The following is a 12,845-nucleotide window of genomic DNA, read 5'->3' as shown; positions in this document are numbered from 1 at the left end:
TTTCTTACAAGATCTATTTATCAATTTATTATTAAATCCTTCTAATTTAACACCCGTATTTATTAACGTGTCATTATATATATTAAGATGACCTTTTACTATTTCATATAATTGCTATAAAATAAGGCTAAAAAAACTTATCTCCAAAGTTCTTTAGCCTAGATCAATTATCTACACATTAAAAAATTTAATTCGTACAACGGTACCTTTACCAACTTCTGAATGAATCTCTACACTATGCCCTAATTGTTTTGTAATTTCATATACAAGATATAGCCCCATTCCTGTTGATTCTTTAAAATCTCTACCGTTTTCTCCTGTAAAGAAAGGTTTGAATACTCTTGGTAAATCTTGCTTCGGTATACCTACGCCATTATCAGCAATTTCAAGTATAACGGTATTATCTTCCTTACAAGCTTTCACTTTAATCTTTTCTCTACTACCTGATGAATACTTAATCGCATTCGATAGTATTTGTCCGATTAAAAATTGTAACCATTTCACATCACTTTCTACAGTAATGTCCTTATCAATTTCAAGCTCTGGATATACAAAATTCCGGATAAAGAATCGTTTATGTTCATGTACCGAATCATTCACTATTTTATGTAGTTGTACCCTTTCTACATAAAAGTCTTGTGTAAACGCTTCTAAACGTGCGACATACAGAGCCATTTCTAATCCCTTTTTTAATCGATCAGTTTCCTCATTTATACTTTCAAAACGTGAATCTACTTCATCCTGTGTAATTAATTCTATTACAGATAAAGGTGTTTTCATTTGATGGATCCACTGATTCATAAAGGTTAAATGGTCATTATTTTTTCTCTCTTGCATTTGCAGCTGATTTTGATAATGTCTATATTGCACCTCAAGTAGTTCTTGAAGAGCAGCCGATACAGCTGCAAAATCAGATTTTTGAACAGATTCATCCAAAGATTGCATCGGGTTTGCTAGGCGCTCATAAAAAGAACGATGTGTAAAATAACGAAACACTAAATAACTTCCCATAAAGAAAACACCTAGAAACATTGCATATAACGCCGTTGTAATATGATTATGCCCATCAAACCAATATACGAGAAATATAGCTAGTAGTTGAATTATGGTAAAGCAAATAAGTGGTATATGATCACGTATAAACAACCTTATCATTTTTCTATACCAGTATCCCAAGTAATATGCAATCTATATCCAACACTACGAATCGTTTCAATCGCACCTTCTATATGTAACGTTTGTAACTTTTTACGCACACGTGTTGTATTTACACTTAATGTATTATCATCAACATAAGATTCACTATCCCATAATTTATTAAGTAACACTTCTCTACTCACAACACGCGGATAATTTTTCATTAATGTCTCTAATAAAATAGCTTCGTTTCTCGTTATATCAATCTCGTCATTTCTAAGTTTCAATACAAGTCTTTCAGGATATAAACAAAGACCTTGTTGCTCAATCATTCGCTCTTCTAGTTTCGGTGCATAATCTCCATATGCACGTCTTAAATGACTACGAATTTTCGCCACTACAACTTCATAATGAAAAGGCTTCGGAATAAAATCATCGCCACCGTTTTCTAACGCCATAACTTGATCCATCGTGCCTTCACGGGCCGAAATGAATAGTATCGGACATGTTGAAACTCCCCGAATTTGACGACACCAAAAGTACCCATCAAAACTCGGTAAATTAATATCTAATAAAACTAACTCTGGTTGTTCTTCTAAAAAAATGTTTAATACATTTTGAAAGTCCGATACAATAACTCCTTGATAACCATATTTCGCAACATGTGTCGATAATAGTTCTGCAATTTTCATATCGTCTTCTACAATCATAATTTTGACCATTATTGAACTCCTTTTTAATCCACAATCTCAAATATACTTATATCAAATAAATACTACCTCTTTTCACAAAATCCGTAAATTAAAAAAAGGAGGCTTTTATACAAAAGTATCCTTTTTCGTCCCTTATCTATTTAATATGAAATTTACTAAAAGTAAATCCTAGTTTCTCCACATAATCCATTCCTAGTTCCATACGCGCTGTTTTCAGCGGATCCACAACTTGGCAAACTTTTAAATTACCTGCTGCCGATAATAAAAGCGTTGCATCAGCTTTAGACATTGCTAATTCTTCATGTAAAAATGTCACCATATTACGTACAGCACGATTTGCTGCATCATCTAACAATTTCTCTGAAGCAATCGTCATCATTTTTTCTTTTTGAATAGCCATTGGTAATGGCCATTGTTTTCCTTTTATAATTTGAACTGTTACCGTTACCTCACCAGCAACCTCTACACCACTAACACCAATTTCACCATCACCCATTGCTGCGTGTAAATCACCTAATGCTAATAGTGCTCCTGGGACATTAACTGGTAGTAGTAATGTTGTTCCTTCTTTAATTTCTTTACAGTCCATATTCCCGCCGTGATCATGCGGTGTGCCACATGAAATGCTCTCTTCTTTCGGTGCAGTACCAATTACCCCAATCATTGGATTAATCGGGATTTGTAGTTCACTTGAAAACAAAACATATTCATTATGTATTGGGACAATTTTCACTGTATTTTCATTTAACTCATCACCCATTACACCAAGGTTTGCACCTGTAGTTAAAACGCCCTGCTCTGCAATTTCAATTTTTTCAATCGTTACGACTAATATATCGCCAGGTTCTGCTCCTTTAACATATACAGGTCCAGTCGCTGGATTAATTCGGTTCCAATCTAATTCTTGTAACACAACATCTTCAGAATCGATTTGATTTTCAAAGCAATCATATGTTTCAAATACAAGACTGCTCCCAATTTCTACTTCCATACACGGCTTATTTTCTGGTGACATTGAGTAAATGATATGGTCTTTATGAATTCGATACATAATACCTCTCCCTTTTATATTTATCTACTATTACTAATTAGCTTTTTTTATACAAGCTCCTCTTAAAATTAAATGTTATTTTTATGTAAAAAAGCACGCAGATTGTTTTATAACATACACTCTTTACTATAACAGAAAGGTGGTATCACTATGCCCCTTATTCCATACAACGAAAGTGATGTTGATTTACTAGCTCGTTTAATTCGTGCTGAAGCTGAAGGCGAAGGTCGCCAAGGTGAGGAGCTAGTTGGATGCGTTGTAGTAAACCGTGTATTTTGTGATTGCTTAGATTTTAAACAACTCCGTACCGTACGCGACGCTGTATATCAAAGCCCCGGCGGATTTGAAGCAATACAATATGGATATTTCTATCAACGCGCTCGTGAATCAGAAAAAGAAATCGCACGAAAAGTTTTACAAGGTCAATGGCGCTGGCCTGCACGATGGGCTCTTTGGTATTTCCGTCCAGTTGGAGCTTGTCCACCTGAATGGTATAACCAGCCATTTGTAGGACAGTTTAAAAGCCATTGTTTTTATGAACCAAGTGGTGATGAATGTCCGAAAATGTATTCACGATAGTAAAATTTGCAACGCAAGTACTTAGAAAGTTTGGTACTTGCGTTGCTTTTAACTGTGTTTTAGAAATCTAATAGTGTGATGAATTTTTCTATGCCTACTACATGTATTAATAATGGTATACGAGGACCATTTGATTGATTCATAATGAGCTTATATATAATAGTGAATAATTGTTTTTGATTTTCTTTCATTATTTTTTTATTTTCATGATGACAAATCGCATATAATTGCTCCATTAAGTTAGAGTAATCTTTATTAGAACGAAGTATTTTACAAACTTCTACTAGCCATTCTTTCTGCCTTTCATCTAATGTGTAGTAAAACTCTGCATTTTTCTCCTCATTTACCGCGATTAATTTTTCAGATTGAAAGTTTCTTATCCAATACTCTGCGCGATTATTTATCGCTCTCATTTCATCTAATGCATAGCTCCTATCTATTTTCTTTAATATCCCCTGTAAAATAGTTGAATCAAAATTTAATAATGGTAACGTTCCTGCTACTTGATTAAATTTTGGATAGTTTTTAAACACGCTATCAACTATAGATAGTTTAATTGCATTAAATAAATCTTCATTTTTGAGCGTTTTATTTTTATAACTATCTTTCAATCGTTCATATTCTGTATAATTGTGAATCACATCTTCATCCAACCCAATATGAAAAGCAGCGCCTGGTTTGTATTTTGCAAACATAAAGAGAATTACTTCTGGTATATACACTTTCAATAAATTGCTTGGTGTAATACTATTCCCTGAAGAACTAGACATTTTTTCATGATTCCCTTTAATACCAATAAAATCGTAAGAAACATAATGAGGCGCTTCTCGATTGAATATTTTCCTTGCAATTTCTTTTGATACATTATAACTACCCGTTTCTGATGAATGATCTCTACCGCCCGGTTCAAAAATAACATCCTCTATCATCCATCTCATCGGCCAATCGATTTTCCAGTTTAGTTTCATTTTATTTGTATTTAATACGGATAACTCTTTTTCATTTCCGCATTCACATTCATACCGCACTGTTTTTAATACTTCATCAAAATGTGTAATAATTGTTGTATCTTTTCCGCATCTCTCACAATATAATGTAGCTGGATAAAAGCTCTCTCGCTTTTCTTCACTACACTCTCCAGTTTTAAAATCCATTAAAATATCATATATTTCTTTTCGTTTATACAAAGCCTCTAAAATATTTTCATTATACCTTCCACTTCTATATTCATCATGTTGATAAATAAATTCTACTTCAATTCCAAATGCTTGAAGCGATTTTTCAAACTCTTTTTCAAAATGCTCCGCATACGAGTTATGACGTCCATACGGATCTGGAATATCACAGTATGGCATACCAATATACTTTGCAAAAGATGGATCAATATTTTTTGGAACTTTTCTAAACCTATCATAATCATCCCACGAAAATATAAAACGAGTCTTTTTCCCTAAATCTTGAAGTGCTCTTACTACGAAATAAGTCGTTACGATTTCACGAAAGTTCCCAATATGAACAGAACCTGACGGACTAATTCCAGATGCACAAACAAACATTTCTTTATTTGGATGTTTCCTAATTAATTCATGTGCTACTTCATACGCCCAATGCATATATTACTCACCTCAATTATTTTTTTGTTTCTCATTTCTAGTTTTATGCAACAAAAAAACTCCCACCCCCAAGATTATTCATCTTGAGGACGAGAGTTGTTAGCTTCGCGGTACCACCTCAGTTTGTTAATATGTCACCATATTAACCTCTTCAGGTACGGCAAAATATGCTTATACCCTATCTCTATAACGGGAGAACCCGTCGCACCACCCCTAAATAAATTAGTTCCTTGCGCAGCTCCAAGTCTTTTTTCATTAAGATATATACCGCTCTTTCTCAGCTACCAGAGCTCTCTGTACGTATTCTTTCTTAACTACTCTTCTCTTCTATGCCTTAAATATTAGTTTTTTAATATGATAATTTATAACACTTTTATTGTCAAACTTTTCCGAATCGAAATCGTAAAATTATCTAAAAAAATTCTTTATCGCTTCTAATTGAATTTTGTGGCTACACTCATCACAACAATATGCCTCTTTTGGTTTCTCTTTAAATCGCTTATATTTTTCACTACCTTCGTAAACACGAAATATATTCTTACAAGAAAAGCAAACAATTTCATAAAACATCATATGCATTTTCCTCTCCGTGTTTATAAACCTTTTAATCACTTGAGAAGATTAGTTTTCTAGAGCACAAATCATAATATCCTCTGACTAAAAGGTTTACCTCTATTCTTATCGAATTATATTAATATCTTATAACGCGAGGTGAACATCTTGTTCAGTAATATAGACTTAGTTTTAAATGTTAAAGCAAGTTTAGCTGAAGGACCATGTTGGAATGAAAAAAAGCAACTTTTATATTGGGTTGATATTATGGAGAAAAAATTATGCATATATAATCCTACTACCAATACGAACCGAGTAATCGCTCTCAATCAACAAATCGGCTGTGTTGTTCCATATTTAGAGGATGTACTACTCTTAGCTATGGAAAACGGCTTTTATTCTATTAATGTAAATACAGAAAAACTGACACATATTTTTGACCCCGAACCTCATTTAATAGAAAATCGTTTCAATGATGGAAAATGTGATCCAGCTGGTCGTTTCTGGGCAGGTACTACAGATACATACGGTATGAATGCTGCAGGTTCCTTATATTGTTTACATAATAATTTGAGTGTAGAGAAAAAAGTTTCACACGTAAATACTTCAAACGGAATCGCTTGGTCACCTGATCATACATACTTTTACTTTATAGATACACCTACTAAAAAAGTGGTTCGCTATCAATATAATATACGTACTGGAGACATTCATAATCCAAGTGATGTAATCATTTTCTCTGAAAATGATGGTCTACCTGATGGTATGACAATTGACGAAGAAGGTTGTTTATGGATTGCACATTGGGGAGGTTCAAAAATAACTAGATGGAATCCCTCTACTGGAGAACAAATATTAAGTATTCCAATTCCTGCGTTATATGTAACATCATGTACATTTGGTGGGCCTAACTTAACTGATTTATATGTTACAACAGCCAGAACAAGAATGACGGATGACGAATTAAAAGAGTATCCACATGCTGGTGGTATTTTTCGAATTCAAACAAATGTTAAAGGCTGCCCCACCTATTCATTTTGCAATAAAAATATTGGAGCTGAAACAAGATGAACCGTATCGATTACATAAGACAAGAAGAAAAGAACTATTACGATCTTTGCTATGAACAATATAAACTGTTTGAAGCTGGCTCTTGGCTTTTCAAACCAGTTAAAACGGTTATGGACTTGATGAACCACTTTGACGGACAAAACAACTTGCAAGTACTTGACCTTGGCTCTGGCGTCGGTAGAAATAGCATTCCAATTGCACAAAAAATAAAAAATGCTAGCGGCACGGTTACATGTGTTGATTTACTTGATTCCGCTTTAACAAAGCTACAAATTTATAGCAAAGAACATGATGTATTCGAGGTTATAAAAACAGAAGAAGCAGCAATTGAAAACTATCATATTAGACCTAATACTTATGACTATATCGTTGCAGTATCAAGTTTAGAGCATGTCAGATCAGAAGAAGATTTAACAAACGTGCTCCATTCTATGAAAAAAGGTACAAAAAACGGCGGTATTAATTGTTTAATTATTAACTCTAACATACAAGAAATTGATTCAATAACGCATGAAGAATTAGATGCTTTAATTGAAATTAATCTCTCCACTGAAGAAATGATACGCCTATTAAAAAGTATTTATAAAGGATGGAAAGAAGTAAAAGTTGAAATAAAAGAATTAGCTTATGATATTGTTCGAAATGAAAGACACATTCAATTAAAAACAAATGCCATTACATTTGTCGTTCAGAAATAATACTATAAAAAGTAAGGATATTTCCTCATATATTCATAGGAATACCCTTACCTTTTATTTTCATAAAATTATTTTGTTATTAGTTTTCGCATCATCTAAAATATACTTTTCATTCGAAATACTACTCAGCTATTAATTGAATTCATTAACTGGAAGAAATATTCTGCTTCATGAGTCTCATTCAATTTATACCATGAATGAAGTGTATCCGGCGCAAATACATCTAATTTTTTCAGTACTTCCATTGCAAATTCTAGAGGCGCTACACCCGATGCAGTAATAAGGTTTCTATTAGACGCTACAGGTCCCACTTCATAAAAATTTTCTCCTTTATAAGTAGGACAAACCATTTTCATATACTCTAAACTATTACTTGTGTGATTTATAGAATCCAAGTAACCGTAATTTGCAAGACCTATAGTTGCACCGCAAATTGCCGCTACAATTGTACCAAGTTTTAAAGCTTCACCAACTGTTTTCAAAATAGGTTTATGTATTTCTTCACTCCAAGTATTCCCTCCAGGTAAAATTAATAAATCGTTACTTTCAAGGATACATTCATCTAGGGAAATATCCGGCTTTATATTCAAGCCTCCCATTGAAATAATCGTTTCTCTATTTATTCCAACTGTGACTACTTTAAAAGACGCTACATCTTTTTTGAAATATCTTCCTGTATTAAGTTCAGCAATTAAATGTCCGTACTCCCAATCAGACATCGTGTCAAATACATATAGATAGGCTTTTCTTGTTTGCATTCAATAACACTCCATTCATATGCTACACTCTTAATTAAAACGAGTGTTCTTTTCAGTTTAACATTTTATGCAATATTTATGGTGTAAAATTCCAAATAAAAGAGCACTTGTTTCCGCAAGTGCTCTTTTCGGGGATTTTGAGATACCCTATTAACGAAAGTTAAGGTTACTTAAAGTTAAGAGGTATTTATACTATATGCTTGTCCTTTTTATTTGTGCATGATCAATATATAAACATCTTTAGAAATATTTAAAAACTTTTATTTATAGTTCCTTCTGGCATTTTATCATTAAGAAATTGATTGAAGGCTTATTTTCCATGTGCTTATTTGGTTCATCAATTTCAGAAACTTGTACTAGTCCATATTTATTAAAATCTCGTTTTATAGATTCAGAATTATAGAAGAACATTTTTACTCCTTCCATTATTTCGAAATAGTCTTTATCCAACTGTTTTCCCTTGCCAAACATTGGAGCTTTTTGAGAAACAGTTGTGAAAACCATATATCCACCTGGTTTTAGCTGATTATAACAATCTTTAATAAATTGCTCTCTCTCCTGCTTATTCAACAAATGTAGAAGTGCATGACTATATATACCATCATATGATTTGTTATCAAAAGGCATCTCATTTACCGAACCGTGATAGATACTAATATCTTCTAGGCCATTTTGCATTGCTAAATTAATGGCTGTTTTTGAAATTTCAATACCTGTTACATTTATACCATTATCGATAAAAACATTTGCATTTCTTCCATATCCAATACCCGGAACTAATATATCCTTAACGTTCTTTTCAAGAAAAAAATCTTTTGTCAAAATTGCAGATTCTGTAGGTTCAAATCCCCACATCGTTTGTTTTTCAATAAAACTTGATTCCCAAAATTCCATTATGTATCTATCTCCTTATTTTCAATCCATTTTCAGTATCAAATTAAAAGCATTTTTGTATTTGCTATACAGTTTTTTCTTCTATTCATACCACTTACCTTAGTTATCGTAGCTCCATTGAATATAGCATAATAATAAGCCTATATCTAATATAAAGATTGGTGAAAAATCTACCCTATTTTATTAATCTTTACGTTTATTGAAAATAAAAAAACAGCCAATATTTTTATTGTAGTATTGGCTTTTTCTCACGAGAAATTATCTTTTTATATTGTACCGATCTAATACTTTTTCTAACATTTCTAAAGTTATTGGTTGTGCTTTTTTTATTAATTGATAACCAATACGACCATTCGGTTCAGCTGTAACTTTTTGTAAAATCTTCAAATCATGAATTCCTTTTTCTCTTAATTGCATATAAAGTTGTTGTTCCGACATTTTTGCCTGCATCAAATTCTCTTTTACAATCTCTCCGTTTTCAACAATTATAATGCTACTTCCATTTAAAAATTGTTCCACCTTCCTTAATTTCAATTCAAAGAAATGAATGATAAGTAATATGCTTGCAAATATGATAGCCGCGAATATAGATGGGACTACTTTTCTACTTAATACAGGTTCTACAATAATACGGCCAATTGATACAACTATAATGATTTCAGCTCTTGTCATTTGGCTGACAGATGTACTACCTGTCATTTTCAAAACAATTATTCCAGTAAGAGTTAATATAATACTTTCCCAAATTATATTCATAATAACCCAATCCTTTAATGGTGTATTTTACTATCATTCCCATTAAAGGTGTGTTTTACTTACCTATTAAGTTGTTAAATCCTTCAGACCATGATGGAAATAAAGGTATCCAACCATACTCTTTACGTGCCTTATTATTGGAAGCTCCTCTTTCCCAACTATTTTTCCCATCTTGAACTTTAGGCTGAGGTGCCCCTATCGCTGCTGCATATATTGGTAACCATTCTTTACTAGTTGCTGGATAATTATCTACAATATTTACGATTCCTGAAGGCCAATTAAGAGCTAGCATAGTAGCTCTTGCAGCATCTTCAACATGTATAAACGAGCTTATCCCATCTGATGCGATAATTTCATTATTACGAACTTGATTTGCTATTAATCCGTTTTCCGCATACCACGTTCCTGGTCCGTATAATGTGCCGTAACGAAGTATAACCGATTCAGGTAACTCAGTAACAGCTTTTTCTAATTTCAATATGCCATTAACAGTGACTTGCCGAGGCATAGAAGCAGTAATATGTAGTGAGTTTTTTTCAGTCGCAAATGTATCCCCTGGTTCATACGCCCATGAAATACTTTGAGCGATTATTTTCTGTACCCCTACATTTTTAGCGGCATCGACAAGGTTACGAGTGCCTTTTGTTCTAATTTTTGCATTATCCTCAAAATCCCATAAAGATAATGACGTTAATTGATGAATAACTACATCGGGATTTGTTTCTTCTAATACAGAAAATACAGCCTTTCTATTAAATACATCAGCTATTACTGGTATAGCACCAACCTTTTTCATTGCTTCTACTTGCGAAGTATTACGGATCATCGCAAAAACTATATGCCCATTTTTTATTAACATTGGCAATAAAGAACGTCCTATTACACCAGTTGCACCTGCTACAAATATTTTCATATATGTTCCTCCTCATTTAGTAATCATAAATGTGACGAAACATTTGTAAGGTATGTGACAAATATTTGCTTATTTTTTCGTTATTCATATGAAACATATACTTTTAATGGTTTAATTATCCCTAAACTCAATTCATCAAAGCATTCTATGAGTGAAGTATAATGTATTTCATGTTGAAAGATCTCTTCTATAAATGGTGTTTTTCCTATTTCTTTAAAAAACCAATCTGCATGCTTTTGATAATCGTATCCGTCACTTAATCCAATGATTTGCAATTCTTTCTGATAAAAGTTAGCAATTAATGTTAGTTCTTCTATATTACCATCAGACAGTATACATATTTCACTATTAGTTTTAAGAGCTTTTTGCAAAGTATGGAACCCACTATTTGTAGCAGAACATTCGAAACCATAATTATATGTTTCTATTATTTTCTCTTCTGAATCATATATGTTTTTCGCACCAAAATTCTTTGCGAAATCTCTTCTATTTTTATTAGGCTCAACAACATCCACGTGCTCAACACCTACATAGTATTTTAAGAAATAACAAGCGAGTAAACCAATAACTCCCATTCCAGTTATAAGTACTTTTTCATCCTGTCGCGGGTTTAGTTTCAATACTCCTTTAGCGGCATCACACGAAAGAATAGATAATAAAGCAACTTTAGGTTGTATAGAACTAGGCACTCGAATTACTTTATAACCCTTAACTATCCCTATCGTTTCATGTCCATAAAAAGAAACTACTTTATCGCCTACGTTTACATGTGTTACTTTATTACCAACTTGAATCACTTCACCATAACTTTCATATCCAGTTTTTCTTGGATAAAAAGGATGCGTATCTGTAACATCGGATCCATTATACTGTGGTAACTCGGCCCCAATGCTTATCGCTCCTGCGATTGTTTTAACGATAATTTCATCGTCCTGTATGTCCTTAATTTCATTTGTTTCCCACTCAAGTTGTTTAGGCCCTTTTACAATTAACTTATATTGTTCCATTTATATCCTCTCTTTTTATAAAGATGTTATAAGTAATATTGTTATCCATCTAGATTTCGACTAAATTTATTTACCTAATAGATGATAAATTACCCTTGCCCAAGTTTATACCTTTAATGCTCCTGTACATTTCTGTTCAGCGTCTAATACTTTAAAATTACTATTCTGATAACATTTTAAGAAAAGTTGTTGCCGCCCAAATGAAATACGCAAGTTGTGTCACGATATACATCGTAATTTCAAAACCTGTAAGCTTTCTTTCCCTTTTTATTTTCTTTAAATATCTATAAAAACAAAATGAACATAAAATCAGTAAAACAATAGACATTTGATATAGATTTTCCACTAAAAGAACTGCCATTTATTTCATCACCTTTCCAATAAAGTGAAACTTTAATCAGTGGGGGTTTTGTTCATCCTTCACTGATTATCAGCCCTCACCAGTCGGGATTTAACGGGATAAAAAATATATAGTTCAAGCATATCATTTTAACGGAACAAATTACCACAATTTTCAAATTGAATAAACTTCCTAAGTAAAAGAAGTCACTTTTTGGAAATGTTTCAATACAATATTATGTAATTCAATACTCACTATATAATATTAGATTAGGTTTTCTTTTACTGTACATGCTTAGGAGGAAGTTTTACATGCAATTGATTCATAACATACAAAAAACGTTTAATAACCTATGTAACTACGATACGGTCAATTTAATACACGTTATTCAATCATTAAATATTTCACTTCATAAAATATCTCCTTTTATTACTTCACCAGTTAATCTTGAATACGGAAGGAACGTTATCTATCAGTCTGAATTTGTAGAGATTTTAGTATTAAATTTCCCCAGTAAAGCAAAGACTTTTGTGCACGATCACGGAATATCTGTAGGATGTATACTAATAGTCAATGGTACGCTACAAAATATAACGTACGAAAATAATAGCGAGCGGATTGAAGAGTTTACAGAGGGAAATATTTTCACAGTAAAAAAAGATACTGTGCATAAAATGTATAACGCTACAGATTCAACAGCAATAACATTTCACGTATATTCCCCACCATTAAAAGATGTACAAATATATGAGTAGCCTTTAAA

General features: G+C 32.5%; 15 protein-coding genes and 1 other annotated feature. Of the genes, 4 read left to right on the top strand and 11 right to left on the bottom strand.

Annotation, left to right across the window (positions count from 1 at the left end; translation table 11 throughout):
• Positions 1–171 precede the first annotated feature (171 nt).
• The 3 genes from N2V79_RS12595 to N2V79_RS12585 form a co-directional block, all read right to left on the bottom strand.
• The gene (locus N2V79_RS12595; RefSeq protein WP_053564412.1) at positions 172–1,155 is read right to left on the bottom strand and encodes a sensor histidine kinase; all 984 of its coding nucleotides are present in this window, start codon (positions 1,153–1,155) and stop codon (positions 172–174) included.
• Entirely contained in the window at positions 1,152–1,859 is a 708-nt protein-coding gene (locus N2V79_RS12590; protein ID WP_000238996.1) for a response regulator transcription factor, read from the bottom strand. The genes N2V79_RS12595 and N2V79_RS12590 overlap by 4 nt, the downstream gene beginning before the upstream one ends.
• A 127-nt stretch (positions 1,860–1,986) precedes the next feature.
• Complete coding sequence (locus N2V79_RS12585) at positions 1,987–2,901, bottom strand: acetamidase/formamidase family protein (RefSeq protein ID WP_017656684.1); 915 nt, start codon at positions 2,899–2,901, stop codon at positions 1,987–1,989.
• A gap of 150 nt (positions 2,902–3,051) precedes the next feature.
• Here N2V79_RS12585 and N2V79_RS12580 point away from each other — a divergent pair, with 150 nt between their 5' ends.
• Positions 3,052–3,480, top strand: coding sequence for a cell wall hydrolase (locus N2V79_RS12580; protein WP_197242448.1), 429 nt, complete (start codon positions 3,052–3,054; stop codon positions 3,478–3,480).
• Positions 3,481–3,539: 59 nt separating this feature from the next.
• Here N2V79_RS12580 and lysS read toward each other — a convergent pair whose 3' ends face one another.
• Positions 3,540–5,093, bottom strand: a complete 1,554-nt coding sequence (lysS, locus tag N2V79_RS12575) for a lysine--tRNA ligase (protein ID WP_340719923.1) — start codon at positions 5,091–5,093, stop codon at positions 3,540–3,542.
• An 82-nt stretch (positions 5,094–5,175) separates the two neighbouring features.
• Positions 5,176–5,432: a binding site (T-box leader), on the bottom strand.
• 69 nt (positions 5,433–5,501) lie between these two features.
• A complete protein-coding gene (locus N2V79_RS12570; protein ID WP_098678492.1) occupies positions 5,502–5,672 on the bottom strand; it encodes a DUF2197 domain-containing protein in 171 nt (56 codons plus the stop codon).
• A 141-nt stretch (positions 5,673–5,813) separates the two neighbouring features.
• Here N2V79_RS12570 and N2V79_RS12565 point away from each other — a divergent pair, with 141 nt between their 5' ends.
• Positions 5,814–6,716, top strand: a complete 903-nt coding sequence (locus tag N2V79_RS12565; RefSeq protein ID WP_256424532.1) for an SMP-30/gluconolactonase/LRE family protein — start codon at positions 5,814–5,816, stop codon at positions 6,714–6,716.
• Entirely contained in the window at positions 6,713–7,414 is a 702-nt protein-coding gene (locus N2V79_RS12560; protein ID WP_340719922.1) for a class I SAM-dependent methyltransferase, read from the top strand. The genes N2V79_RS12565 and N2V79_RS12560 overlap by 4 nt, the downstream gene beginning before the upstream one ends.
• Before the next feature lie 125 nt (positions 7,415–7,539).
• On the opposite strand, the gene N2V79_RS12555 is transcribed toward N2V79_RS12560, so the two are convergent.
• The 6 genes from N2V79_RS12555 to N2V79_RS12530 all read right to left on the bottom strand — a co-directional run bounded on the left by N2V79_RS12555 (position 7,540) and on the right by N2V79_RS12530 (position 12,103).
• Complete coding sequence (locus N2V79_RS12555) at positions 7,540–8,172, bottom strand: type 1 glutamine amidotransferase family protein (protein WP_098678495.1); 633 nt, start codon at positions 8,170–8,172, stop codon at positions 7,540–7,542.
• Between the two features lie 264 nt (positions 8,173–8,436).
• Entirely contained in the window at positions 8,437–9,066 is a 630-nt protein-coding gene (locus N2V79_RS12550; RefSeq protein WP_098127265.1) for a class I SAM-dependent methyltransferase, read from the bottom strand.
• Between the two features lie 258 nt (positions 9,067–9,324).
• The gene (locus N2V79_RS12545; RefSeq protein ID WP_197242441.1) at positions 9,325–9,822 is read right to left on the bottom strand and encodes a DUF421 domain-containing protein; all 498 of its coding nucleotides are present in this window, start codon (positions 9,820–9,822) and stop codon (positions 9,325–9,327) included.
• A 55-nt stretch (positions 9,823–9,877) separates the two neighbouring features.
• Entirely contained in the window at positions 9,878–10,735 is an 858-nt protein-coding gene (locus tag N2V79_RS12540; RefSeq protein ID WP_340719921.1) for an NAD-dependent epimerase/dehydratase family protein, read from the bottom strand.
• An 80-nt stretch (positions 10,736–10,815) separates the two neighbouring features.
• Positions 10,816–11,742: an alcohol dehydrogenase catalytic domain-containing protein gene (locus tag N2V79_RS12535; protein ID WP_340719920.1), complete on the bottom strand. Its 927-nt coding sequence runs from the start codon at positions 11,740–11,742 to the stop codon at positions 10,816–10,818.
• Between the two features lie 160 nt (positions 11,743–11,902).
• Entirely contained in the window at positions 11,903–12,103 is a 201-nt protein-coding gene (locus N2V79_RS12530; RefSeq protein ID WP_000279697.1) for a hypothetical protein, read from the bottom strand.
• Positions 12,104–12,393: 290 nt separating this feature from the next.
• Between N2V79_RS12530 and N2V79_RS12525 the strand changes: the two genes are divergently transcribed.
• Positions 12,394–12,837, top strand: a complete 444-nt coding sequence (locus tag N2V79_RS12525) for a cysteine dioxygenase (RefSeq protein ID WP_340719919.1) — start codon at positions 12,394–12,396, stop codon at positions 12,835–12,837.
• Positions 12,838–12,845 lie beyond the last annotated feature (8 nt).

The organism is Bacillus sp. CH_70 (genome assembly GCF_038007045.1).
In the GTDB taxonomy this organism is placed as follows: domain Bacteria; phylum Bacillota; class Bacilli; order Bacillales; family Bacillaceae_G; genus Bacillus_A; species Bacillus_A cereus.
Note: the sequence above shows the minus strand (reverse complement) of the source record. Positions and strands in the feature narration are given on the sequence as shown.